We start from the raw sequence: 23,979 nt of genomic DNA, 5'->3' as shown, positions 1-23,979 counted from the left end.
CAACTGCTCATCAGGCTTTCGGGACGTCACGGAAGCAGTCTCGCCCGTCACTGGCCGAAAGCCCAAACGGAATCGTTCGTTGCCGCCGTTCACCCGCAGTGCAGACCGGGACAAGCCGCCCGTGGGGCCCTGTCCGTCACAGGCCCTTCACACGACCGCCCTGTACACGGCCCTGCACACGGCCCTCCGCCCGGCACGTCACACGGCCCTCCGCACGGCTCTTCGTGCAGCCCTCCGCGCGGCCCGTGGCGCACGGGCCCTCACATGAGGGGGGTGAGGAAGCGGCGCAGGGCTTCCTCATAGCCGGCCGGGTCGGCGTTCCACATCGCGCCGTGCCCGGCCCCGCTCACGGTGTGCAGCGTGAAGAGGTCGGGGCGGGCGGCGGCGAGCCTGCGCGAGGGCCCCCAGGGGGCGAGCGCGTCGTCCGGGCCGTGGAAGACCAGGACGGGGACGCGCAGCGCGCCGGGGTCGGACCCGGCGGGCCGGCGATCGGCGCGCAGGCCCGTGAGGCCTTCGGCGGCCCGAACGGCCAGCGGCAGCACCACGCCCGGGACGCCGCGCGCCGCGGCGAGCCCGCGCAGGGTGGCGTGCCAGTCGAGTACCGGGGAGTCCAGGACCAGCCCGGAGATCCGGTGGGCGAGCGGCGAGCGCTCGTAGGCGTGCAGGGCCATGGTGGCGCCGATGGACCAGCCGTACAGGACCAGGCGGCGGGCTCCGTAGCGCAGGGCGTAGCGGATGGCGGCGTCCAGGTCGCGCCATTCCGATTCACCGAGGTGGCCGAGGCCGTCCGGGGAGGCGGGGGCGCCCAGGTCGCCCCGGTAGCCGAGGTCCAGGACGGGCAGCTGGTGGCGGTTCAGGAAGGGCATGACCACCATCGGGTGCTCCCGGCTGCTGCCGAGCCCGTGCACGGCGATCACCCAGGTGTCCCGGGCGGCGGGCACGAACCAGGCGGGCAGCGCACCGAGCTCCCCGGGGACGTCCACGTCGGCGTGGTCGAGCCCGAGGGCGGTGCGCGGGTTGCCGACGTACACCTGGGGGGTGAGGGAGACCCGGGTGCCGGGGTCGAGGGTGCCGTGGGTGACGGAGACGAGCTGCCGCACGACGGCGTCCGGGCCGGGGTCGGCGTCCGGGAGCACGGGCCCGACGACGGCGTGCACGCCGGGTGCGACCAGGCCGTACGTGCCGGGCCGCAGGGAGGCGAGCGAGCGGGTCAGCGTGATCCGGCCGTCGGCGGTGGAGTGGACGCTGAGCTTCGGCCCGCCGGGAAGCGGGCGGCCCGGTTCGGGCCGCAGGGCCGCGTCGGCGGCGTGCCGGGCGACGGCGACGGCGGCCGCGCCGGCACCGAGGAGGGTCGTCGTGACGGCCGCAGCCGTCGCTGTCGCGGTACGCACTGCTCCAGTGTCGGGTCGGGGTCTCGGGCGGGCCACCGGAGCGGATCCCTCCGCGACGGGCACAGGACGGGCGCAGCGCAAGTGATCTAGGTCTCATTCGCGGGCCGGGGGGTGGGATCGCGTGCACGGCGAACCCCCTGCGGAGGGGTTCATTCACCCGGCTTTGACGTGCATTAATGGTGCTATCACCGTAAGAATCAGGACGAATGACCCGATCACACCCCGGGCCAGTACACCGCTCCGCCCAAGTCAGTTCATCTTCCGTTCACCCAGGTTGCCTACGGTCGCCGAGCCACTGACGTCAAACAGAAGCCTGGGTAAATGGAGCACATAACGCTTCTCCTCGGGATCGTGATCATTACCGCTCTCGTGTTCGACTTCACGAACGGTTTCCACGACACAGCCAACGCGATGGCCACCACCATCTCGACCGGCGCCCTCAAGCCCAAGACGGCGGTGGCCATGTCCGCCGTGCTCAACCTCGTCGGCGCGTTCATGTCCGTGGAGGTCGCCAAGACGATCTCCAAGGGGCTCGTCAACGAGGAGGGCATCCAGCCAGAGGTGATCTTCGCCGCCCTGGTCGGAGCGATCCTCTGGAACCTCGTCACCTGGCTGGTCGGCCTTCCCTCCAGCTCCTCGCACGCCCTGATGGGTGGCCTCATCGGTGCCGCGGTCGCCTCCGCCGGCATCGGCGCGGTCAACGGCAGCGTCGTCATCACCAAGGTCCTCATTCCCGCGATCGCCGCCCCGCTGGTGGCCGGCATCGCCGCTTACCTGGCCGCCAAGGTCACGTACAAGCTGGGGAACAAGGTCGGCGAGAAGACCTCCGCCAAGGGGTACCGCGCCGGCCAGATCGCCTCGGCCGGTCTCGTCTCCCTCGCGCACGGCACCAACGACGCGCAGAAGACGATGGGCATCATCACCCTGGCCCTCATCGCCGGTGGTGCGATCGCGCCCGACGCGAACCCGCCGGTCTGGGTCATCGTCTCCGCCGGTCTGGCCATCGCGATGGGCACCTACCTGGGCGGCTGGCGCATCATCCGCACCATGGGCAGCGGCCTGACCGACCTGCACCCGCAGCAGGGCTTCGCCGCCCAGACCTCGGCCGCGTCCGTCATCCTCGCCTCCTCGAACCTGGGCTTCTCGCTCTCCACCACCCACTCGTGCTCCGGTGCGGTCATGGGTGCGGGCCTGGGCCGCAAGGGCGGTGTGGTCCGCTGGTCCACCGCGACCCGCATGTTCGTCGCCTGGGGCCTGACCCTGCCGGCCGCCGCGCTGGTCTCGGCCGGTGCCGAGCTGGTCATGCGCATCGGTGACGTCGGCATCGCCGCGGTCACGGTCTTCCTGATCGGCTCCTGCCTGGCCATCTGGCTCATCTCGCGCCGCCAGGTCGTCGACCACAACAACGTCAACGAGGTGGAGCCGGCCCGCGCCGAGGAGCCGGGTGTCGTCACCACGGCGATCGCCGCGGTCACCGTCCCGCCGACCGTCGCCGCCGCCGGCACCACTGCCGCGGCGACGACCGCCGAGGTCACGGACGAAGCCCTCAAGGCCACCATCCCGGCCGCGACGCAGGCTCCGGCGGCTCCGGCCGCCGCAGTCTGACCGAGACAGAGCACAGAGACCCGGACCATTCAGAAAGCGGCAGTATGAAGATCGACTGGGAAGCGCTCGGCTCCGTCTTCGGGGTCAGCCTCTTCGCCACCGTCGCCCTCGTGGCCCTCTTCACCCTGGGCCTGGTGGGCCTGTCCAAGCACGAGACCGCTACCGAGCAGGGCGGCACCGCCACCCTCGCCCGCAGCGGCGCGTACGCCTGCTTCGCCGTCATCACGGCGGCCGTGGGCTACGGGATCTACCTGATCGTCGCCTGATCCGCCGCCCCGCGGCCGACCGGGCGTGAAGGCTCCCTCCGGGTTTGTCCCGGAGGGAGCTTTTCGCATCCCGCGTCCCTGCCGCGCCGCAGGTCAACGGCGAGTTGACGGGCCTTCGACGTGCGTGGTGGACTGCCGGAGCCAATACGGCGGCATGGAGAGGAAGTCCGGTGCGAATCCGGCGCGGTCCCGCCACTGTCACCGGAACCGCACGCCGCGCGTGCGTCCCGGGAGCCAGGAACTCTCGCCGCCGGACACGTCGAACCAGGGCGCGGACCCTGAGTGAGGACATACCTGCCACCATGCGTGCCGATCGCGTCTTCGCGTACGGCGCCACGGCGGGCCTGATCGGCGACCGGATCCTCGGGGATCCGCGCCGAGGGCACCCCGTGGCCGCCTTCGGACGGGCCGCCGCCGCCGTCGAACGCTCCCTGTGGCGCGACGACCGCGGCCGGGGCCTCCTGCACACCCTGGTGTGCGCCGGGGGCGCGGCCGCCGTCGGAGCGCTGGGCGCCCGCGCCGTGCGCTCCCGGCCCGCGGCCGCCCGTATCGCCCTGACCGCCGCCGCCACCTGGGCCGTCGTGGGCGGCACCTCCCTGGGCCGCGAGGCCCGCGCCATCGGCTGCGCGCTCGCCGCCGGGGACGTCGAGGTGGCCCGGGAGCGGCTGCCCCACCTGTGCGGACGCGACCCGCAGGCCCTGGACGGGCAGCAGATGGCCCGCGCCGTCGTGGAGTCCGTCGCCGAGAACACCTCCGACGCGGTGGTCGGTGCCCTCGTGTGGGGCGCCGTCGCCGGAGTCCCCGGACTGCTGGCCTTCCGCGCCGTGAACACCCTGGACGCGATGGTCGGCCACAAGTCCCCCCGCTACCTGCGCTACGGCTGGGCCTCCGCCCGGCTCGACGACCTGGCCGGCTGGCCGGGAGCCCGGCTGACGGCGGTCGCCGCCGTGCTGGCCGGCCCCGACCGGCGGGGCGCTGTACGGGCCTGGCGCGCGGACGCCGCCGCGCACCCGAGCCCGAACGCCGGACCCGTCGAGGCCTCCTTCGCCGGGGCGCTGGGCGTCAGACTGGGCGGGACCCTCGCCTACGGCGGCCGGGTCGAGCACCGGGCCGTACTGAACGGCGGGGCGGGGCGACCGGTGGAGGTCGCGGACATCGAGCGGGCGGTACGGCTGTCGCGGCAGGTGACCTGGCTGGCCCTGGGCGCCTGCGTGGCCGCCCGGCTGCTGGTCTCCCGTACGACACAGAGGGGGCGGCGCGGATGAGCGGCGCGAAGCGCGGTGGCGGTCTGCTGGTCGCGGGCACCACGTCGGACGCGGGCAAGAGCGTGGTCACGGCGGGCATCTGCCGCTGGCTGGCCCGACAGGGCGTGAAGGTCGCGCCCTTCAAGGCGCAGAACATGTCGCTGAACTCCTTCGTCACGCTGGAGGGCGCCGAGATCGGGCGCGCCCAGGCGATGCAGGCCCAGGCGGCCCGCGTGGAGCCGACCGCGCTGATGAACCCGGTGCTGCTCAAGCCGGGCAGTGACCGCAGCAGCCAGGTGGTGCTGTTGGGCAAGCCGGTGGGCGAGATGAGCGCCCGCGGGTTCTTCGGGGGGTCTGGGGAGTCTGGGGGGTCGTCCCCCGGAAAGGCGCTGCACGGCGGGCGCCAGGAGCAGCTGCTCGGCATCGTCACGGACTGCTTGGAGCAGCTGCGGGGCACGTATGACGCCGTGATCTGCGAGGGGGCGGGAAGTCCGGCCGAGATCAACCTGCGCCGGACCGACATCGTGAACATGGGGATCGCGCGGGCCGCACGGTTCCCGGTGGTCGTGGTCGGGGACATCGACCGCGGCGGGGTCTTCGCGTCCTTCTTCGGGACGACGGCGCTGCTCTCCCCCGAGGACCAGTCCCTGATCGCGGGATACGTGGTCAACAAGTTCCGCGGCGACGTGTCGCTGCTGGAGCCGGGCATGGAGATGCTCCGCGGCCTGACGGGCCGGGCCACGTACGGGGTGCTGCCGTTCCAGCACGGCCTGGGCATCGACGAGGAGGACGGCCTGCGGGTCTCCCTGCGCGGGGCGGTGCGCGAGTCCGTGGTCGCGCCTCCGGTGGGCGAGGACGTGCTGCGGGTCGCCGTCTGCGCGGTGCCGCTGATGTCGAACTTCACGGACGTCGACGCGCTCGCGGCCGAGCCGGGGGTCGTGGTGCGGTTCGTGGACCGGGCCGAGGAACTGGCCGACGCGGACCTGGTCGTCGTACCCGGCACCCGGGGCACGGTGAAGGCCCTCCAGTGGCTGCGCGAGCGCGGGCTCGCGGACGCGCTACTGCGGCGGGCCGCCGAGGGGCGGCCGGTGCTGGGCATCTGCGGCGGCTTCCAGGCGCTGGGCGAGCGGATCTCGGACGAGGTCGAATCGAAGGCGGGCGAGGTCGACGGCCTCGGCCTGCTCCCCGTGCGGGTCCGCTTCGAGCGGGAGAAGACCCTGGCGCGGCCTTCCGGGACGGCTCTCGGCGAGGAGGTCGCGGGCTACGAGATCCACCACGGCGTGGCCGAGGTGCTGGGCGGCGAGGCCTTCCTGGACGGCTGCCGGGTCGGGTCGGTGTGGGGCACCCACTGGCACGGATCGCTGGAGTCGGACGGCTTCCGCCGGGCCTTCCTGCGGGAGGTGGCCGCGGCCGCCGGCCGCCGCTTCGTCCCCGCGCCGGACACCTCGTTCGGCACGCTGCGGGAAGAGCAGCTGGACCTGCTCGGCGACTTGATCGAAGAACACGCCGATACGCGTGCGCTGCTGAAGCTGATCGAGGACGGCGCCCCGGCCGGCCTCCCGTTCCTCCCACCGGGCGCCCCGTGACGGGCCGGGCCCTGCGGGGCTGTCCCCCGCCCCGCCCCTTCCCGAAACCGGGCTCCGCCCAGACCCGCGCCTCACACTCCCCCGGCTACCGCTGGGAGGGGCCCCCGGGCGGGGCTGAAATTGCCCTGCGGGCAATCCAGCCGCACCGGGCGCACGGCACCTGCCAAATCAAGCCCCGCCGGCGCTTGGGGCGCGGGGTCCGGGGCGGAGCCCCGGCAGCGGCGCCGCACACGGCAACGGTCCACACCTTCCAAGGAGTGAGCAACACATGAGCACCCCGTATCCGTTCACCGCAGTGGTCGGCCAGACCGACCTGCGGCTGGCGCTCCTGCTCAACGCCGTGAGCCCAGCGGTCGGCGGGGTGCTCGTGCGCGGTGAGAAGGGGACCGCCAAGTCCACCGCCGTTCGCGCGCTGTCCGCACTGCTGCCGCAGGTCGACGTCGTGTCGGGCTGTCGGTTCAGCTGCGCGCCCACCGCGCCGGACCCGGCCTGCCCGGACGGCCCGCACGAGCCCGGCCCCGGCGGCCTGCGGCCCGCCCGCATGGTGGAGCTGCCCGTCGGCGCCTCCGAGGACCGCCTCGTCGGCGCCCTCGACATCGAACGGGCCCTCGCCGAGGGCGTGAAGGCCTTCGAGCCCGGGCTGCTCGCCGACGCCCACCGCGGGATCCTCTACGTCGACGAGGTCAACCTCCTCCACGACCACCTGATCGACCTGCTGTTGGACGCCGCCGCAATGGGCGCCTCCTACGTCGAGCGCGAGGGCGTCTCCGTCCGGCACGCCGCCCGCTTCCTGCTCGTCGGCACGATGAACCCCGAGGAGGGTGAGCTGCGGCCGCAGCTCCTCGACCGGTTCGGACTCACCGTCGAGGTGGCCGCCTCCCGCGAGCCCGCCCAGCGCGTCGAGGTGGTCCGCCGCCGGCTCGCCTACGAGGACGACCCGGCGGGCTTCGCGACCCGCTGGGCCGGGGACGAGCACGAGGTCCGCGCCCGGGTGGTGGCCGCACGGGCGCTGCTCCCGAAGGTCTCGCTCGGCGACACCGCTCTCCTGCAGATCGCGGCGACCTGCGCCGGGTTCGAGGTCGACGGGATGCGCGCCGACATCGTGATGGCCCGGACCGCGACCGCGCTGGCCGCCTGGGCCGGGCGGACCGACGTGTGCAAGGAGGACGTCCGGCAGGCCGCCCTGCTGGCGCTCCCCCACCGGCGGCGCCGCAACCCGTTCGACGCGCCGGGGCTGGACGAGGACATGCTCGACCGCATCCTGGACCAGTTCCCCGACGAGGAGCCGGAGCCCGAGCCGGAGCCCGAGGGCCCCGACGACGGCGGACCCGGGGACGGCGGACCCGACGGCGGCCCGGGCGGCACGCCCCCGCAGGAGGACGGACCCCAGGACCCGGGCCCCTCGGCCGAGACCCCCGAGGCCCCCGAAGGCGGCGAGGCGCCCGCGGATGCCCCCGAGGCCCCACAGCCCGCCGCCCAGGAGAGCACCGGGCCCGAGCAGGCCGCGGTCGGTGCCGCCGAGCCGTTCCGGACCAAGATGCTCAGCGTCCCCGGCCTCGGCGAGGGCGCGTCCGGCCGCCGCTCCCGCGCCCGTACCGCCCACGGCCGCACCACCGGCGCCCAGCGCCCGCGCGGACACCTGACGAAACTGCACCTGACCGCCACCATCCAGGCCGCCGCCCCGCACCAGAAGGCGCGCGGCCGCGACGGGCGCGGCCTCGTGATCCGCAAGGACGACCTGCGCCAGGCCACGCGGGAGGGGCGCGAGGGCAACCTCGTCCTCTTCGTCGTCGACGCCTCCGGTTCCATGGCCGCCCGGCAGCGCATGAGCGCGGTCAAGGGCGCCGTGCTCTCCCTGCTCCTGGACGCCTACCAGCGCCGGGACAAGGTCGGTCTGATCACCTTCCGGGGGGCCACGGCCGACCTGGCGCTGCCGCCGACCTCCTCGGTGGACGCGGCCGCCGCCCGGCTGGAGCAGCTGCCGACGGGCGGCCGCACCCCGCTGGCCGCCGGGCTGCTGAAGGCCCACGAGGTGCTGCGGATCGAGCGGCTGCGGGATCCCTCGCGCCGGCCGCTGCTCGTGGTCGTCACCGACGGGCGGGCCACCTCGGCCGGGAACCTCGGGGGCCGTACGGACAGCAGCCCGCGGGAGCTCGCGGGGCACAGTGCGCGGCTGCTACAGGCCGGGGGCGTCGCCTCGGTGGTCGTGGACTGCGAGTCCGGGCCGGTCCGGCTGGGGCTGGCCGGCGTACTGGCCCGTGACCTCGGCGGGCCCGCCGTCACGCTCGACGGGCTGCGGGCCGACTCGCTGGCCGGGCTCGTGAAGAACGTACGTACCGCAGTGACATCCACCGCTTCACCCCACAGCAGCAACAACAGGAGGGCCGCGTAATGCCTCAGGGACAGCCGTCCGTCGTTCCGGACGACGGGCTCACGACGCGCCAGCGCCGCAACCGTCCGCTGGTCTTCGTCCACACCGGCCCCGGCAAGGGCAAGTCCACGGCGGCCTTCGGGCTGGCGCTGCGCGCCTGGAACCAGGGCTGGCCGATCGGGGTGTTCCAGTTCGTCAAGTCGGCGAAGTGGAAGGTCGGCGAGGAGAACGCGCTGAAGGTGCTCGGGGCCTCCGGCGAGGGCGGCTCCGTCGTCTGGCACAAGATGGGCGAGGGCTGGTCCTGGGTCCAGCGGGACGCGCAGCTCGACAACGAGCAGGCGGCCAAGGAGGGCTGGGAGCAGGTCAAGCGCGATCTGGCGGCCGAGACGCACAAGCTGTACGTGCTCGACGAGTTCGCCTACCCGATGCACTGGGGCTGGATCGACGTCGACGAGGTCATCGAGGTGCTGCGGGGCCGTCCCGGCACGCAGCACGTGGTGATCACGGGCCGCAACGCGCCGGAGAAGCTGGTGGAGTTCGCGGACCTCGTCACCGAGATGACCAAGGTCAAGCACCCGATGGACACGGGACAGAAGGGTCAGAAGGGCATCGAGTGGTGACTTCGTACCCGTTCAACGTGCCTCGGCTGGTCATTGCCGCTCCGTCGTCCGGCAGCGGCAAGACCACCGTGGCCACGGGCCTGATGGCGGCCTTCTCGGAGCGCGGCCTCGCCGTGTCCCCGCACAAGGCCGGGCCCGACTACATCGACCCCGGCTACCACGCGCTGGCCACCGGCCGGCCGGGGCGCAACCTCGACGCCTTCATGTGCGGGCCGGAGCTGGTCGCTCCGCTGTTCGCGCACGGGGCGGCCGGGTGCGATCTGGCCGTCGTCGAGGGCGTCATGGGGCTCTACGACGGCGCCGCGGGCCGGGGCGAACTGGCTTCTACGGCGCAGGTCGCGAAGTTGCTGCGGGCGCCGGTGGTGCTCGTGGTCGACGCCTCCTCGCAGTCGCGGTCGGTGGCGGCGCTGGTGCACGGCTTCGCGTCCTTCGACCCGCAGGTGCGGCTGGGGGGCGTGATCTTGAACAAGGTCGGCTCCGACCGGCACGAAGTGATGCTGCGGGAGGCCCTGGAGGAGGCGGGGATGCCGGTCCTCGGTGTCCTGCGGCGGGCTCCGCAGGTGGCCACGCCCTCGCGCCACCTGGGGCTGGTCCCGGTGGCCGAGCGGCACACCGATGCGCTGGCCTCGGTGGCGGCGCTGGCCGCGCAGGTCCGGGCGGGCTGCGACCTGGACGCCCTGATGGCCCTGGCCCGCACGGCCCCGCCCCTGGACTGCGAGGCGTGGTCGCCGGCTGCTGCGTTGACGCGCAGCCGGGGCGGCACTTCAGCCTCGCCGGCGTTTGAGGCGCGGGATTCCGGGGGCAGCGCCCCCGGCAACGGCGCCGCACCGGCAGACCTCAGCGGAGCCCCCGGCAGGCGGCCGGTGGTCGCCGTCGCCGGCGGCGCCGCGTTCACCTTCTCGTACGCCGAGCACACGGAGCTGCTCACCGCCGCCGGAGCGGAGGTCGTCACCTTCGACCCGCTCCGGGACGAGGCGCTCCCGCCCGGCACCAGTGGCCTGGTGATAGGCGGCGGCTTCCCGGAGGTGTACGCGCCCGAGCTGTCCGCCAACGAGCCGCTGCGGGCGGCCGTCGCCGCCTTCGCCGCGGCCGGCGGCCCGGTCGCCGCCGAGTGCGCCGGGCTGCTGTACCTCGGCCGGTCGCTGGACGGGAAGCCCATGTGCGGGGTGCTCGACGCCGACGCACGAATGTCGGAGCGCCTCACCCTCGGCTACCGCGAGGCGGTGGCGGTGTCCGACAGCGCGCTCGCGCAGGCCGGGACCCGGCTGCGCGGGCACGAGTTCCACCGGACGGTGATCGAGCCGGGTGCGGGGGCGGCCCCGGCGTGGGGGTTCACGCACCCCGAGCGCCGGGTCGAGGGCTTCGTGCAGCAGGGTGTGCACGCGAGCTACCTGCACACGCACTGGGCGGCGGAGCCGTCCGTGGCGCGCCGTTTCGCGGAAGCCGCGGCAGCACGGCGGTGACCTCCGCCCCCGGCCGGCGCTCAGTCCGCGATGCCCACCACCAGCCAGATCCCGGCCACCCCGCCCACCGTGCACATCAGCGTGGACAGGGCGGGGTGCTTGTGGTGCGCCTCGGGCAGGATCTCGGCGGCCGCGAGGTACAGCAGGACGCCTCCGAAGAAGCCGAGGTACGCGCCGAGGGGTTCCTCCGGAAGGGTGAACAGCAAGGTGGACGCCGCGCCCACGACCGGGGCGACGGCGTCCGCGAGGAGCATCATCAGGGCCTTGCGGCGGTCGTTCCCGTAGAGGCTGGTGAGGGTGTACGTGTTGAACCCGTCGGCGAAGTCGTGGGTGATGACGGCCAGCGCCACGGCCACGCCCATCCCCCCGCCGACCTGGAAGGCCGCGCCGAGGGCCACCCCGTCGGCGAGGCTGTGGCCCACCATGGCCGCGGCCGCGGTGAGCCCGACCTGGGGAACGCGGGCGCCGTCCTCGGCGCCGTGCGCGGCCTGGCGGACCGCCAGCAGCCGTTCCACGACGTGCGCGACCAAGAACCCGGCCACGAAGAGCAGCAGGGCGAGCGGGACGCCGAACACCTCCTCGCCCGCTGCGTGGAGGGCCTCCGGGAGCAGGTCGAGGCCCACGACGCCGAGCATCAGCCCGCCGGCCAGGCCCAGCACGAGGTGGCGGCGGTCGGTGACGCGCTGCGCCGCCCATCCGCCCGCCAGGGTCATCAGGAACGCGCCCAACGCCACGATCACGGCCATGCGCCCCTGAATACAGACTCCTCGCCCCGAGTGCACGTCTGCGCGCAGGTGGCGGGCGGCGGAGTGTTGACGGCCGACCGGCCGGGCATGTGCCGGTGATGGTGACGGTGACTACGGAGGGACGGCCCCCGGTGGGCGAGTACGCGACGCAGGTGGTGGTCGGGGTCGGCGGACGCGCGGGGGTTTCCGTCGCGGAGGTCTGCGCCCTGGTCGAGGAGACGCTGCGGGGGGCCGGGCTGACCGTGGGGGCGGTCACGGCGCTGGCCACGGTGGAGTCCAAGGCGGGCGAGGCCGGGATCACGGGCGCGGCGGAACGTTTCGGCGTGCCGCTGGTGAGCTACCCCGCCGCCCGGCTGGCCGCCATCGCCGTGCCGCACCCCTCGGAGGCGGCGCGCACCGCCACCGGGACCCCCTCGGTGGCGGAGGCCGCCGCCCTCGCGGGCGGCGGGGAACTCCTCGTGCCCAAGCGGCGGTCGGTGGCGGCGACCTGCGCCGTGGCCACGGCCGCCGCGCACGACCTGCGCCACCACGGGGACGCCGAGGTGATCGACGCGGGCTCCGCCCTGGTGGACCTGGCGGTCAACGTACGTGCGGACACCCCGCCGGACTGGCTCAAGCAGCGGATCGCCGCCTCGCTCGGGGACCTCGCCGCATATCCCGACGGGCGGCGGGCCCGCGCGGCGGTGGCGGCCCGGCACGAGCTGCCGGTCGAGCGGGTGCTGTTGACGGCCGGGGCCGCGGAGGCCTTCGTACTGATCGCCCGGGCCCTGGGAGCCGTACGGCCGGTCGTGGTGCACCCGCAGTTCACCGAACCGGAAGCGGCCCTGCGGGACGCGGGGCACCAGGTCGAGCGCGTGGTGCTGCGGGCGGCGGACGGCTTCCGGCTGGACCCGGCGGCCGTGCCCGAGGACGCGGACCTGGTGGTGATCGGCAATCCGACCAACCCGACGTCCGTGCTGCATCCGGCGGGGACGCTGGCGGCGCTGGCCCGGCCCGGACGGATCCTGGTCGTGGACGAGGCGTTCATGGACGCGGTCCCGGGCGAGCGGGAGGCCCTGGCCGGACGGATGGACCTGCCGGGGCTGGTGGTGCTGCGGAGCCTGACCAAGACGTGGGGGCTCGCGGGGCTGCGGATCGGCTACGTGCTGGCCGAGCCCGAGGTGATCGTGAAACTGGCGGCCGCGCAGCCGTTGTGGCCGGTGTCGACGCCGGCGTTGGTGGCGGCCGAGGCCTGTGTGGCTCCGGCGGCGCTCGCCGAGGCGGAGGAAGCCGCCCGGCGGATCGCGGTGGACCGGGCGCACCTACTGGCCGGGCTCGCGGAATTCGACGAGGTGACGGTCTTTGGGGTGGCGGAGGGGCCGTTCGTCCTGATCCGGGTGGCGAGTGGGGCCGAGGTCCGCACCCGGCTGCGCGCCCTCGGCTTCGCCGTCCGCCGCGGGGACACCTTCCCGGGGCTGGACCACTCCTGGCTCCGGCTGGCGGTGCGCGACCGGGCGACGACGGGCCGGCTGCTCCAGGCCCTGGACCACGCCCTCGCACTGGCGGCGCGCTGAGCGCGGGCTGAGCGCGGGCTGAGGGTGGGCTGAACGCAGGCTGAGGGTGGCCCGAGCGTGGGCCCAGCGCGCGCCGGCCGGGCCGACCTCCACGGCGCCCGTCCTACCTGCAGTCCTTACGGAGCGCCGATGGGGCCGTCACCCGTACGGCTCCCTACGATGGCCGCGGGGGCGGGGCCGGGTGAGGATCCCCGCATCAGTGCATGACATCGGGGGTCGGGAATGAAGTCATCCGCCAAGACGGGCGTGGCTCTGGCCGCGCTGGCGGTCGTGGGCGGCGGGATGTACGCCGTACCGCAGTTGTTCGACAACGGTGCGGGGCCCGCCACGGAACAGCGGCTCCGGGGCGAGCCGGGCCGGGGCACGGCGGACGCGCCCGCGGGCGCCGCCGGTAAGCCGTTCACGCTGGTGGCGACCGGCGACATCATCCCGTACCCGTCGATCGTCCAGCGGTCGGCGGACGACGCGGGCAAGGCCGGGGAGTACGACTTCCGAAAGATACTCGCCGGGGTCAAACCCCTGATATCCGCCGCCGACCTGGCGATGTGCCACCACGAGATACCGTACGGGCGCCCCGGCGGCCCCTACACCGGCTATCCCACCTTCAAGGCCCCGCACCAGTTGGCGGACGCCCTGGGGGACGCCGGGTACGACAGCTGTTCCACTGCCTCGAACCACACCCTGGACGACGGCTACGAGGGCCTCGCCCGCACCCTGGAGCACCTCGACCGGGTCGGCATCCAGCACGTCGGCTCGGCCCGCAGCGCGGAGGAGGCCAAGGCCCCGGCGCTGCTCACGGCGGGCGGCGCGAAGATCGCCCAGCTCTCCTACACGTACGGTACGAACGGCATCCCGATCCCCCCGGGCAAGCCGTGGGCCGTCAACCTGATCGACAAGGACCGGATCGTCGCCGACGCCCGGGCCGCCCGGGCGTCGGGCGCGAACGTGGTGGTGCTCAGCATCCACTGGGGTACCGAGTGGCAGACGGCGCCCGATGAACAGCAGAAGGAACTGGCGCAGGCGCTGACCGCCGCCCGCTCGGCCGACGGACTCCCCGACATCGATCTGATCATCGGCACGCACAACCACGTGCCGCAGCCCTACGAGAAGATCAACGGCACGTGGGTGGTCTTCGGGATGGGTGACCAGGTCGCCAGCTTCGTACCGGCCGACAAGTTGCGCGGCAACCAGTCCTCGATCCCCCGCTTCACCTTCTCCCCGGCGGCGGGCCATCCGGGCCGCTGGGAAGTGGTGAAGGCCGAATACCTCACGCAGTACTCGGACATGGGTCCGCCGTTCCGCGTCGTCTGCGCCTCCTGCGCGGCCTCGGACACTTCGCTCCCGGCCGCGAAGCGGAACGAGTACGCGCGGATCGACCAGCAGGTCACCGAGGCCGTGATGGCACGCGGCGCGGGCGGACAGGGCCTGGAGCACGCCACCCGCTGAACACGCCACCGGCCGACCACGACCCGCCGAGCACGTCGCGCGCCGAGCCGGCCGTCGACCCCGCGGCCACCGGGGCCCGCAGACCACCGCGCCCGCAGGCCACCGGCGCCCGCAGACCTCCGGGGCCCTCGAAACGGCGGCCCCCGCAGGCCCATGCGTCGCCGGGCACGCCGCCCGTCCTCGCCCGTCACCCGTTGAGCACTCCCCTCCGTGCGCTCCTCGGGGCGGGCGCGCCGGGCGGCGGCCCGGGGCTCCCGGCCGCCCTACGAGGCCCTGCCCCGCCGGGTGATCAGGAGCGCGCCCCCGCCGATGGCGAGCAGGGTCAGGGCCCCGCCTGCGACGTAGGGAGTCAGTGAACCGCCGCCGGTCTCGGCGAGGTTGGCACCGGGGGTGCCGGGATTGCCGGCGGCGGCGCCGGACACGGCGGAACCGGAGCCGGAGCCGGTCCCCGTCCCCGCCTGGGGCTTGACGTCCGGGTTCGCGGGCGGGGTCGCCGGGGACTCGCAGTGCGCCTCGGCGAGCACGATCTCGCCGTCGACCTGCGCCACGTTCAGGTTCAGCGGGTTGACCGCCACCTTCAGGCGGAGCGCGGCCGCGGCGGCCGTGGTGGAGGTGGTCTCGGTACCGGACAGTTGCAGGTCGACCTGGCCCACCCCGGGGACCTCGACCTTGGTGGGGCCACCCGTCGACAGCGTCACCTTCTTGCCGAGCGCCGTCACCTTCCCGAGGGCGTTCGCGCTGGCCACCGGCTTCTTGCCCGCCTCGCAGACCGCCTTGGAGGTGACCTTCTCCACCTCGATGAGGGAGAGCAGCGGCAGTCCGGGCACGTGGACGGAGGCCTTGGCGAGGTTGGCCTCCGCCTCTGCCCGGGTCTTGTCGGCGCTCGCCTTGGAGGTGGCCACGTCGGCGCGCAGCACGCTGACCGGATTGTTCCCCTCGACCCCGTCCAGGGTGACGGTCAGCGCGGTCTTCTCGGCCGTCGCCGGGGCAGTGACCTCGTTGAGGGTCGTCTTCAGCGGGACGTGCGCGGTCTTGTTGAGCAGGCCCACGTCGAGTGCGGCGCGCAGGACGACGGCGCCGGCCTTGCCCTCACCCCCGGCCGCGCCGCCTCCCGTGGCGACGGCGGGCGGAGCGGCGAGCAGGGCCACCGCTCCCGTGGCGAGGAGGACGGCCGCGGGCTTGAGGAAGGTATGGCTGTTCACGGTGGTAGAACCCCCGGGGAGTTGGGTGCCGTCGCGCCGCCGATGGGGGACATCGCGGGCGCCGACGGACTCGACTCCGGAATCTTTACGCACTGTGGGTGAACGAGGGGCAACCTGAGGTGAGTTCACCCCAAAGGGTGGTTTCCGGGTGCGTATTCGAATCGTTGCGCCCCACGAAGAACGCGAGTTCTCTCCTTTCACGAACGTCCGGCCCGTGCGGCCCTCCTCAACGACCGGCGGGCCCCCGATGTCACGCGGCGTCAACCGGACGCCACCGCGCGGCTCAGGCCCGGACCCTGCCGTTCACGACGACCCGCAGCGGCTGTGCCAGCACGCGCACGTCGGCCCGCGGGTCGGCGGCGTACACCACGAGGTCGGCGGGTGCCCCCTCGGTCAGCCCCGGCCTGCCGAGCCACTCGCGGGCCGCCCAGGTCGTCGCGGAGAGGGCGTCGATCGGCGGGATACCGGCCTTGACCAGTTCCGCGACCTCCGCCGCGACCAGGCCGTGCGGCAGGGAGCCCCCCGCGTCGGTGCCGACGAAGACCTCGATGCCGGCGTCGTAGGCGGCGCGGACGGTGTCGTAACGCCGCTCGTGGAGCCGCCGCATGTGCGCCGACCAGTGCGGGAACTTCGCCTCGCCGCCCGCCGCCATCTTCGGGAAGTTCGCGATGTTCACGAGCGTCGGCACGATCGCGACCCCGCGCTGCGCGAACAGCGGGATGGTGTCCTCGGTGAGGCCGGTGGCGTGCTCGATGCAGTCGATGCCCGCCTCGACCAGGTCGCGCAGCGAGTCCTCGGCGAAGCAGTGCGCCGTGACGCGGGCACCCAGCCGGTGCGCCTCGGCGATGGCCGCCTCGACCTCGGTGCGCGGCCAGCAGGCCGTGAGGTCCCCGGCCTCGCGGTCGATCCAGTCTCCGACGAGCTTGACCCAGCCGTCGCCGCGCAGCGCCTCGCGGGCGACGTACTCGACGAGGTCGGCGGGTTCGATCTCGTGGGCGTAGTTGCGGATGTAGCGGCGGGTGCGTGCGATGTGCCGCCCGGCCCGGATGATCTTCGGCAGGTCCTCGCGGTCGTCGATCCAGCGGGTGTCGGAGGGCGAACCGGCGTCGCGGATGAGGAGGGTGCCGGCGTCGCGGTCGGTGAGGGCCTGGCGCTCGGCGGTCTCGGCATCGACCGGGCCGTGGGCGTCCAGGCCCACGTGGCAGTGCGCGTCGACCAGTCCGGGCAGGGCCCAGCCGGTCACCGTGGTGATCTCGCGCGCGCCGGGCGGGCGCTCGTAGGAGATCCGCCCGCCGACCACCCACAGCTCGTCGCGCACCTCGTCGGGCCCGATCAGCACCCGCCCCTTGACGTGCAGCACCTCGCGCCCGTCGCGCCCGTCGCGCCCGTCGTGCACATCGCCTGCATGGCTCGCGCCGCTCACACCGCTCACATCGCTCATGGCGGCACTGTACGCACGGGCCCTGCCCCTTCAGGAGGCGGAGAGGGCGTCCAGGAGCCGGTCCACGTCCGCCTCCGTGTTGTAGAGGTGGAACGAGGCCCGCAGGAGGCCCGCGCGGGCGGATGTGGCGATGCCGGCCGCCTCCAGGGCGGGCTGCCGGTCGGCGAGGCCCGGCACGGAGACGATGGCGGAGTCGCCGGAGACGGGTTCGTGGCCCAGGCGCGCGAGCCCGGCCCGGTAGCGGGCGGCCAGGGCGGTGTCGTGGGCGTGGACGGCCTCGATGCCGATCCGCTCCAGCAGGGCCAGTGCCGACTCGGACGCGTGGTAGGCGAGGAAGGCCGGGGACTCGTCGAACCGCCGCGCTCCGTGCGCGAGTTCCGCCATCGGCCCGTAGGTGGCGTCCCCTGCGGCCACCGCCGGAACCCATCCGGCGTGCAGCGGGGTGAGCGTGTGCTGGGCCTGCGGCGACACCGTCAGGTACGAGGCTCCGCGCACGCCGAGCAGCCATTTGAAGCCGGCGGCGACGGTGTACTCGTACGGCGAGGCGTCGAAGGGGAGCCAGCCGACCGCCTGGGTCGCGTCCACGAGCATCCGGGCCCCGTGCGCGGTCGCCGCCGCGCGCACCGCCGGCAGGTCGGCCTTGCGGCCGTCCGCGGACTGCACGACGCTCAGCGAGACCAGGGCGGTACCGGGGCCCACGGCCTCGGCGACGGCGTCGAGGGGGGCGAAGCGCACCTTGAGGTCGCCGCGCGCCACGAAGGGGTTGATCACGGAGGCGAAATCACCCTCGGGACACAGCACTTCGGCGCCCGGCGGGAGCGAGGCGGCGACGAGGCCGACGTGGGTGGAGACGGCCGAGCCGATGGACACCCGGTCGGTGTCCACCCCGACCAGGCGGGCGAAGGCCGCCCGGGCCCCGTTCACGCGGTCGAAGTCGCCGAAGCCGGTGGGCAGCCCGGCCCCCGCCGCCTCGGCCAGCTCCCGTACGGCCGCGACGGCGGAACGCGGGACGACCCCGCACTTGGCGGTGTTGAGGTAGGTGGTGGAGTGGGCGAACTCGGCACGGGTCGCTTCGGCGAGCGGAAGATCCATGCCTTCAACTCTGCGCCAGACTCGGCCCACAGTCCATCGCCGAGCGCTCCGAGTCTCCCGAGTCCCCCGGCTCTCCCCGGCTCTCCCCGGCTCCCCCCGGCCCTCCCCGAGCGGTCCTTATGCCTGGGGGACCGCGCACGCGCCGTCGGGCTCGCAGGCCTCGGCGGCGGGGGCCGGTTCCTCGACCTCGCGCCCGGCCCACGCCTGCTCCAGGGCCCGGGTGAACACCTCGGCCGGCTGTCCGCCGGAGATCCCGTAGCGGCGGTCGAGGACGAAGAACGGCACGGCGTTCGCGCCCAGCTCGGCAGCCTCGCGTTCGTCGGCCCGGACCTCGTCGGCGTAGGCGGAGTCGTCGGCGAGGACGGCGCGGGCCTCGGCCCCGTCCAGTCCGGCCTCGACGGCGAGCGCGATCAGCACCTCGGGGTCGAAGACGGAGCGCTCCTCACCGAAGTTGGCCCGGTAGGCGAGGTCGAGCAGCTCCTCCTGTCGGCCGCGGGCGGCGGCCAGGTGCAGCAGCCGGTGGATGTCGAAGGTGTTGCCGTGGTCGCGGCCCTCGGTCCGGTAGGTGAGCCCCTCCGCGCGGGCGCTGGCGGCGACGTGCTCCTCCATGCCGCGCGCCTCGTCGAGGGTGCGGCCGTACTTCTTGGCGAGCATCTCGACGACGGGAGCGGTGACGCCCTTCGCCCCGCCCGGGTCGAGCTCGAAGGACCGGAAGACGACCTCCACCTCGTCGCGGTGCGCGAACTCGGCCAGGCCCTTGGTGAAACGCGCCTTTCCGATGTAGCACCAGGGACAAGCGATGTCGCTCCAGATTTCGACGCGCATGATCCTTCTTCTCTCCGGGTTCAGGGGGAACGGTTTGCGGTTCAACCATTCACCGCCCCGTCTCATTCCCCGGACGGGGCAGATGCCCGGCCCACCTGTAGCCAGAGGGTGCGGTGGGTGCCCGAGCGCGGGGCCGCCGGATCCGCGAGCCAGCCCTGGGTGGCGTAGAACGCCTGGGCGCGGAGGTTGTGCTCGTAGACCTCCAGGCGGACCCGGCGGATTCCGGCCCGCCGCCAGGCGTCCAGGCAGGCGGCGTGCAGGGCGGCCCCGGTGCCCCGGCGCCAGTGGACGGGGTCGACGTGGAGCTGGGTGAGGGTGGTCTCGCCGTCCTGCGTGCGGAACGCGGCGACCCCGGTGACCTCGCCGTCCTGCTCGGCGCAGAGCACCTCGCCCTCGGCGGCGTCCCGGGCGATGGCCCGCGACCAGCCCTCGCGCGTGCGTTGGAGCTCGGCGTCGCCCAGGTAGGCCTGCTCGGGGATGTGGCCCTGGTAGTAGGTGGCGCGGGCCCGGGTGTGCAGGGCGGCGATCGCGGGGAGGTCGGCGGGGTGCGCGGCTCTGATCATGGGAGTGGGAACGCGCCGGGAGCCTCGACGGTTCCCGGCGCGTCGGCCGCGCGGCCTTCGCGGCTACTTCTTCAGCCACGCCTCCATCATCTTCTGGGCGATGGGGGCGGCCAGCTTCCCGCCGCCGATCTCGGAGCGGTCGGTGTCGGAGTTCTCGATCACCACGGCCACCGCGATCTGCTTGCCGTTCGACTTGCCGTACGAGGTGAACCAGGCCAGCGGAGCGAGGCTGTTGTTGACACCGCGCTGGGCCGTACCGGTCTTGCCGCCCACTTCGGCGCCGGACACCTGGGCCGGCTTGCCGCCGCCCTCGGTGGCGACCGTGCGCATGGCGTCACGGATCATCGTGGCGGTCTTCTCTCCCATGACCCGCTGGGACTTCGCGTCCTTGAAGCTCTCCAGCACGTTGCCGCCCGCGTCGGTGACCTCGGAGACCAGGTGCGGGGCGACGAGCTTGCCGCCGTTCTCGATCGCGGCCGTCACCATCGCCATCTGGAGCGGGGTGGCCTGCACGTCGAACTGGCCGATACCGGTCTGCGCGACCTGGTCGACCGACATCTTCTTCGACGGGTACTTGCTGGGCGGGTTGGTGCGCACCGGGGTGTCGATCTGCACGTTGAAACCGAGCTTCTCGGCGGTCGCCCGCATCTTGTCCTGACCCAGCTTGGAGGCGAGCTCGGCGAAGACGTTGTTGCAGGACAGCTTCAGGGCGGTGCGCACCGAGACGTTGTTGCAGGCCGCGGAGCCCGCCTCGCTGGGCAGCGGGGTGCGGGTGCCGGGGATCGTGTACGGGTCGGCGATCCCGGTCTGCCGGTCGAGGTCGGTGACGAGGCCGTTCTCGATCGCCGCGGCGAGGGTGACGAGCTTGAAGGTGGAGCCGGGCGCCTGGGGCTTGCGCAGCGCCACGTTCTCCAGGGCCTTGCCCTTGTCCGCGGAGAGCTCCGCCCAGGCCTCCTTGTCGTTGGCACCGGCGATGCTGCCCGGGTCGAAGGACGGGTTGTTCACCACGGCGAGGATCTCGCCGGTCGCGGGGTCCAGGGCCACGGCCGCGCCCTGCTTGCCCTGGAGTGCGTCGTAGGTGGCCTTCTGGACGCCCTTGTCGATGGTGGTCAGGACGTTGCCGGGGGAGGCCCGCTTGTTGGTGAGCGTGTCCATGACCGTCTTCAGTCGGCTGTCGGAGCCGTTGAGGACATTCCTGTAGATGCCTTCCAGCAGGGTGCTGCCGTAGGCCTGGGAGCTGTAGCCCGTGATGGGGGCGTAGAGGGGACCGTCGACGTACGTCCGCTTGTAGGCGAAGTCCTTGCCGCCCGTCTTGACCGAGCCGGTGATCGCCTCCCCGCCCACGATGATGTTGCCCAGCGGGTTCTGGTACTGCCCGATGAGGTTCCGGCGGTTGTGCTTGTCTTCTGCGAGGGCCTGGCCTTGGTATGCCTGCACCCAGGTGACGCGGACCAGCAGGGCCAGCACCAGGAGCAGACAGAAGACCGACGCACGCCTGATCGTCTTGTTCATCCCCCAGAAGGACGTCCCGGCGGCCCCAGCCGTTCCGCTCTGCCCCGATTGTGGCGGGCTTCTCAGCCTTTCTTCATGATGAAGCCCCCTTCGTAGGCCGCGATGACCGCCTGGGTGCGGTCGCGGGAGCCGGTCTTGGTGAGGACCGCCCCGACATGGGTCTTGACGGTCTGCGGTCCGACGCCGAGGCGCTCGCTCATCTCCTGGTTGGACAGGCCGGTGGCCATCAGACGCAGGACGTCGGCCTCGCGCTCGGTGAGCCGGGCCACCCAGGGCGCCTCGGCGATCGGGGCTCCGGCCGTGTGGGCGGCGGCGAGGGAGCGGACGGCGGCCGGGAAGAGCAGCGAGTCTCCGCGGGCGACGAGCCGGACCGCGCCGATCAGCTCGTCGGGGTCGGCCCGCTTGAGGAGGAAGCCGGCGGCTCCCGCGCGCAGCGCGTCGTAGACGTAGGCGTCGTTCTCGAAGGTGGTGACGACCACGATCCGGGGCGGCTCGGCCATGGTGGCGAGGATCTGTTCGGTGGCCCGGATGCCGTCGATCTCGGGCATCCGCACGTCCATGAGCACCACGTCGGGGGCCAGTGAGCGGACCAGCGGAACCGCCTCGGCCCCGGTGGCGGCCTCACCGACGACCTCCAGGTCGGCTTCGCCCTCCAGGATCACCCGCAGCGCGGTGCGGACCATCCGCTCGTCGTCGCAGAGCACGATGCGCAGCGGCGGTCGCGGCACGGGCGCGGTCATCGGGCCTCCCCGGCGAGCGGGAGGACGGCCCGAAGCCGCCACCGGTCCCCGTGCGGGCCGGCCTCGACGCTGCCGCCGAGCAGCGCGGCCCGTTCCGCGGCGCCGCGCAGTCCGCGGCCCCCGGTGGTACGGGTCTCCCGGCCCTCGGCGGGTACTGCCGGTGGATTGGTCATGGTGATCTCCAGTTCGCGGTGTGCGGGGTCGGGGCCGGCCTGTATGCGGATCCTCAGGTCCACCGGGCCCGCGCCGTGCCGCAGGGCGTTGGTGAGGCCCTCCTGGACGATCCGGTACGCCTCGCGGGAGGCGATCGCCGGGAGGGCGGTCCAGTCCCCGGCGGGTCCGGGGTCCTGGTGCGCGGTGACGGTGGTGCCGGCGACCCGGGTGCGGGCCAGCAGCCCGTCCAGGTCGGCGGCGAGGGTGGGCGCGGGCGCGGCGTCCGACCTGGCCGGGTCCCCGTCCCGCAGCAGGCCCAGTACGGCGTCGAGCTCGCCCACCGTCCGCCGCGTGGTGTCCTCGATCGCGGCCAGCGCCTCTCGTACGAAGCCGGGGTCGCGCTCCAGCATCCGCCGGGCGGCGGCGGCCTGGAGGGTGACGGCGCTCAGGGCGTGACCGACCGCGTCGTGCAGCTCGCGGGCCAGCCGGTTGCGCAGGGCCAGGTCGGCGGCCCGCTCCTCGGCCGCGGCCAGCCGGTCCGCCGCCGTGGGCCCGAGCAGTACGGGCGCCATCCTGGCCAGCAGCTGCCCGGCCCCGACCGCGCAGAGGGTGAGCCCGGCCAGCAGGCCGATCCCGAGCAGGGGGGCGGCGTACGGGCCGGTGTCCATGGCGAACCAGCCGTACCCCAACCGGACGTCCCGCAGCTGCCCCACGACCGGCACCGCGATCAGCATGACCGCCATGGGCGGTACCGCAAGGGTCATTCCGCTGATCAGCGCGCCGGTGCCCAGGTGCAGGGTCCACCAGGCCGAGGCCCGCCCCCGGGCGCCCCATGAGCGGGCCGGCCCGTCGGCCAACCGCTCCCCCGGTACCTCGCACATGGCCCGGACGGCGGCCACCGACATCGGCCGGACCGGCCCGAACAGCGCCGTAACGGCGACGAGGGGCAGGCAGGCGACATAGGCGAGGAAGGTGAGCGGGGCGGAGTTGAGCGCTTTGACCCCGCCCGCGACGACACCGACCACCACCTGCGCGAGCAGGAAGTACGGCATGAGCAGGGCGCCGCCGAGGATCAGGTGCACCCAGCGCCACCGGGCCCGCGCCACCGGCAGCCGGTTCACCCCGGGCGGCGGGTGCTGAGGAAGCGTATGAGGACGGTGCCGGTGAGCAATCCGGTGATCATCTGACCAGCGTAGATCAACAGCGTTGCGGCGGGAGGCCCTTCGCCACCGTCCAGCTGCGGCCCCAGCGCGGCGATCATCACCCATGCCCCCCAGCTCAGCGTCGCCGCCCCGCCGACCCAGGCGAGGCACAGCGGCCACCATGCCCTCAGCGTCCCACCACGGGCCAGCAGTACGGCCCCCGCTCCGGCGGCGAGCGCGCACACCGCGTGGACCACGGACACCACGGCGGTGTCCGCGGAGTGTGCGCCCGCCCGCTCGGCGTCCAGACCGGCGGTACCCCCCGAGGCCCAATACACCAACACTCCTGCCACCACCACGCCGAAGGCCGCCGCGGCTGCCGCCACCACGCCCGCGGAGGACGGCAGCCGCTCCCCCGTCACGCCCCGCCACGCCCACCCCCAGCGCTCCCGCGCATAGGGCACGAACAGAGCGGCCAGGGCGATTCCTTGGACCGTGAACCCGGTGTAGACGACGTGGAACACCCACGGGTCCAGGAAGGGCACCCGTGCCGCCTGCACCACCGGATCCGTCCCGAAGCCGAGGGCCCGTACGAGCAGTTGCCCCGGGAAGCCGAAGAGGATCGGGGTCAACAGCCCGGTGGCCACGAACACCGGAACGGTCAGCAGCAGGCCCGGCACCCGTATGCCCCAAGGCCTGGTGAACACCAGCACGAGAAGGATCACGCAGGCGTCCATGGCCAGCGTGACGGAATTGGCCGCCATGAAGAACGGGCCCGGATCCCGCAGCACACTGCCCTCGGGTATGCCGAGGTGACTCCCGCACAACCAGACCGTCTTGAGCCCCAGATACGGCACGGTGGCGGTCAGGGCCACCGCCCGCAGCATCCGCCGCCCGGTCCCCGGGCGCAAGGGTGACGGCCGCTTCACCACCGTCAGGTCACTCAGGCGCATCTCTCGCGTGTTCATGATTCAACGGTCGCCGTCGCGCCGCCCCACCACCTCCCCCTTGAAGGGGA

Annotated in this window: 20 protein-coding genes and 1 riboswitch; of the genes, 9 read left to right on the top strand and 11 right to left on the bottom strand. The window is 73.7% G+C overall.

Features of this window, described 5'->3' with window-relative positions:
* Positions 1-260: 260 nt before the first annotated feature.
* On the bottom strand, positions 261-1,391 hold the full coding sequence (locus tag OG594_RS12040; RefSeq protein ID WP_266598024.1) for an alpha/beta hydrolase: 1,131 nt from the start codon (positions 1,389-1,391) through the stop codon (positions 261-263).
* 321 nt (positions 1,392-1,712) lie between these two features.
* Here OG594_RS12040 and OG594_RS12035 point away from each other — a divergent pair, with 321 nt between their 5' ends.
* The 7 genes from OG594_RS12035 to OG594_RS12005 all read left to right on the top strand — a co-directional run bounded on the left by OG594_RS12035 (position 1,713) and on the right by OG594_RS12005 (position 10,546).
* On the top strand, positions 1,713-2,996 hold the full coding sequence (locus tag OG594_RS12035) for an inorganic phosphate transporter (protein ID WP_266598022.1): 1,284 nt from the start codon (positions 1,713-1,715) through the stop codon (positions 2,994-2,996).
* 44 nt (positions 2,997-3,040) lie between these two features.
* Positions 3,041-3,262, top strand: coding sequence for a hypothetical protein (locus tag OG594_RS12030; protein WP_266598020.1), 222 nt, complete (start codon positions 3,041-3,043; stop codon positions 3,260-3,262).
* Positions 3,263-3,420: 158 nt separating this feature from the next.
* Positions 3,421-3,506: riboswitch (cobalamin riboswitch) on the top strand.
* A gap of 58 nt (positions 3,507-3,564) precedes the next feature.
* Positions 3,565-4,527, top strand: coding sequence for a cobalamin biosynthesis protein (locus OG594_RS12025; protein ID WP_266598018.1), 963 nt, complete (start codon positions 3,565-3,567; stop codon positions 4,525-4,527).
* The gene (locus tag OG594_RS12020) at positions 4,524-6,092 is read left to right on the top strand and encodes a cobyric acid synthase (protein ID WP_266598016.1); all 1,569 of its coding nucleotides are present in this window, start codon (positions 4,524-4,526) and stop codon (positions 6,090-6,092) included. The genes OG594_RS12025 and OG594_RS12020 overlap by 4 nt, the downstream gene beginning before the upstream one ends.
* Positions 6,093-6,360: 268 nt before the next feature.
* Entirely contained in the window at positions 6,361-8,484 is a 2,124-nt protein-coding gene (locus OG594_RS12015) for a putative cobaltochelatase (RefSeq protein WP_266598014.1), read from the top strand.
* Positions 8,484-9,083 (top strand): cob(I)yrinic acid a,c-diamide adenosyltransferase, encoded by a 600-nt coding sequence (gene cobO / locus OG594_RS12010; protein ID WP_030386572.1) that lies wholly within the window; start codon positions 8,484-8,486, stop codon positions 9,081-9,083. Before OG594_RS12015 ends, cobO begins: the two co-directional genes overlap by 1 nt.
* Positions 9,077-10,546 (top strand): cobyrinate a,c-diamide synthase, encoded by a 1,470-nt coding sequence (locus OG594_RS12005; RefSeq protein WP_266598012.1) that lies wholly within the window; start codon positions 9,077-9,079, stop codon positions 10,544-10,546. The genes cobO and OG594_RS12005 overlap by 7 nt, the downstream gene beginning before the upstream one ends.
* Before the next feature lie 20 nt (positions 10,547-10,566).
* Here OG594_RS12005 and OG594_RS12000 read toward each other — a convergent pair whose 3' ends face one another.
* Positions 10,567-11,292 (bottom strand): ZIP family metal transporter, encoded by a 726-nt coding sequence (locus OG594_RS12000; protein ID WP_266598010.1) that lies wholly within the window; start codon positions 11,290-11,292, stop codon positions 10,567-10,569.
* Between the two features lie 131 nt (positions 11,293-11,423).
* Here OG594_RS12000 and cobC point away from each other — a divergent pair, with 131 nt between their 5' ends.
* Positions 11,424-12,845 (top strand): Rv2231c family pyridoxal phosphate-dependent protein CobC, encoded by a 1,422-nt coding sequence (gene cobC / locus OG594_RS11995; RefSeq protein WP_266598008.1) that lies wholly within the window; start codon positions 11,424-11,426, stop codon positions 12,843-12,845.
* Between the two features lie 222 nt (positions 12,846-13,067).
* Positions 13,068-14,291, top strand: a complete 1,224-nt coding sequence (locus tag OG594_RS11990) for a CapA family protein (protein WP_266598006.1) — start codon at positions 13,068-13,070, stop codon at positions 14,289-14,291.
* A gap of 263 nt (positions 14,292-14,554) precedes the next feature.
* Here the strand turns inward: OG594_RS11990 and OG594_RS11985 are convergent, their stop codons facing one another.
* The 9 genes from OG594_RS11985 to OG594_RS11945 form a co-directional block, all read right to left on the bottom strand.
* Positions 14,555-15,493 carry an SCO1860 family LAETG-anchored protein gene (locus OG594_RS11985; RefSeq protein ID WP_266598004.1) on the bottom strand — a complete coding sequence of 313 codons (939 nt, stop codon included), beginning with the start codon at positions 15,491-15,493 and terminating at the stop codon, positions 14,555-14,557.
* Between the two features lie 283 nt (positions 15,494-15,776).
* Entirely contained in the window at positions 15,777-16,853 is a 1,077-nt protein-coding gene (locus tag OG594_RS11980; protein WP_266602838.1) for an amidohydrolase family protein, read from the bottom strand.
* A gap of 111 nt (positions 16,854-16,964) precedes the next feature.
* A complete protein-coding gene (locus OG594_RS11975; RefSeq protein ID WP_266598002.1) occupies positions 16,965-18,026 on the bottom strand; it encodes an aminotransferase class V-fold PLP-dependent enzyme in 1,062 nt (353 codons plus the stop codon).
* Between the two features lie 117 nt (positions 18,027-18,143).
* Positions 18,144-18,851, bottom strand: a complete 708-nt coding sequence (locus OG594_RS11970; RefSeq protein ID WP_266598001.1) for a DsbA family oxidoreductase — start codon at positions 18,849-18,851, stop codon at positions 18,144-18,146.
* 62 nt (positions 18,852-18,913) lie between these two features.
* Positions 18,914-19,414 (bottom strand): GNAT family N-acetyltransferase, encoded by a 501-nt coding sequence (locus OG594_RS11965; protein WP_266597999.1) that lies wholly within the window; start codon positions 19,412-19,414, stop codon positions 18,914-18,916.
* Positions 19,415-19,477: 63 nt separating this feature from the next.
* A complete protein-coding gene (locus tag OG594_RS11960; protein WP_266597997.1) occupies positions 19,478-20,926 on the bottom strand; it encodes a penicillin-binding protein 2 in 1,449 nt (482 codons plus the stop codon).
* Between the two features lie 62 nt (positions 20,927-20,988).
* Complete coding sequence (locus OG594_RS11955; protein ID WP_266597995.1) at positions 20,989-21,666, bottom strand: response regulator transcription factor; 678 nt, start codon at positions 21,664-21,666, stop codon at positions 20,989-20,991.
* On the bottom strand, positions 21,663-22,871 hold the full coding sequence (locus OG594_RS11950) for a sensor histidine kinase (protein WP_266602836.1): 1,209 nt from the start codon (positions 22,869-22,871) through the stop codon (positions 21,663-21,665). Before OG594_RS11950 ends, OG594_RS11955 begins: the two co-directional genes overlap by 4 nt.
* A gap of 65 nt (positions 22,872-22,936) precedes the next feature.
* Positions 22,937-23,929, bottom strand: a complete 993-nt coding sequence (locus tag OG594_RS11945) for a hypothetical protein (RefSeq protein ID WP_266597993.1) — start codon at positions 23,927-23,929, stop codon at positions 22,937-22,939.
* Between the last annotated feature and the right edge of the window lie 50 nt (positions 23,930-23,979).

It is taken from the genome of Streptomyces sp. NBC_01214 (genome assembly GCF_026340975.1).
Classification (GTDB): domain Bacteria; phylum Actinomycetota; class Actinomycetes; order Streptomycetales; family Streptomycetaceae; genus Streptomyces.
The sequence above is the reverse complement of the archived record's forward strand: the minus strand, read 5'-3'. Positions and strand labels throughout refer to the sequence as shown.

What these genes read in the sequence shown, in the direction of transcription:
- OG594_RS12015 (WP_266598014.1), top strand. Translation starts at nt 6,361, where the DNA reads ATGAGCACCCCGTATCCGTTCACCGCAGTGGTCGGCCAGACCGACCTG.
- OG594_RS11955 (WP_266597995.1), bottom strand. Translation starts at nt 21,666, where the DNA reads ATGACCGCGCCCGTGCCGCGACCGCCGCTGCGCATCGTGCTCTGCGAC.
- OG594_RS11950 (WP_266602836.1), bottom strand. Translation starts at nt 22,871, where the DNA reads ATGCCGTACTTCCTGCTCGCGCAGGTGGTGGTCGGTGTCGTCGCGGGC.
- OG594_RS11975 (WP_266598002.1), bottom strand. Translation starts at nt 18,026, where the DNA reads ATGGATCTTCCGCTCGCCGAAGCGACCCGTGCCGAGTTCGCCCACTCC.
- OG594_RS12025 (WP_266598018.1), top strand. Translation starts at nt 3,565, where the DNA reads ATGCGTGCCGATCGCGTCTTCGCGTACGGCGCCACGGCGGGCCTGATC.
- OG594_RS12035 (WP_266598022.1), top strand. Translation starts at nt 1,713, where the DNA reads ATGGAGCACATAACGCTTCTCCTCGGGATCGTGATCATTACCGCTCTC.
- cobO (WP_030386572.1), top strand. Translation starts at nt 8,484, where the DNA reads ATGCCTCAGGGACAGCCGTCCGTCGTTCCGGACGACGGGCTCACGACG.
- OG594_RS11990 (WP_266598006.1), top strand. Translation starts at nt 13,068, where the DNA reads ATGAAGTCATCCGCCAAGACGGGCGTGGCTCTGGCCGCGCTGGCGGTC.
- OG594_RS11945 (WP_266597993.1), bottom strand. Translation starts at nt 23,929, where the DNA reads ATGAACACGCGAGAGATGCGCCTGAGTGACCTGACGGTGGTGAAGCGG.
- OG594_RS11970 (WP_266598001.1), bottom strand. Translation starts at nt 18,851, where the DNA reads ATGCGCGTCGAAATCTGGAGCGACATCGCTTGTCCCTGGTGCTACATC.
- OG594_RS12000 (WP_266598010.1), bottom strand. Translation starts at nt 11,292, where the DNA reads ATGGCCGTGATCGTGGCGTTGGGCGCGTTCCTGATGACCCTGGCGGGC.
- OG594_RS11965 (WP_266597999.1), bottom strand. Translation starts at nt 19,414, where the DNA reads ATGATCAGAGCCGCGCACCCCGCCGACCTCCCCGCGATCGCCGCCCTG.
- OG594_RS12020 (WP_266598016.1), top strand. Translation starts at nt 4,524, where the DNA reads ATGAGCGGCGCGAAGCGCGGTGGCGGTCTGCTGGTCGCGGGCACCACG.
- OG594_RS12030 (WP_266598020.1), top strand. Translation starts at nt 3,041, where the DNA reads ATGAAGATCGACTGGGAAGCGCTCGGCTCCGTCTTCGGGGTCAGCCTC.
- OG594_RS11960 (WP_266597997.1), bottom strand. Translation starts at nt 20,926, where the DNA reads ATGAACAAGACGATCAGGCGTGCGTCGGTCTTCTGTCTGCTCCTGGTG.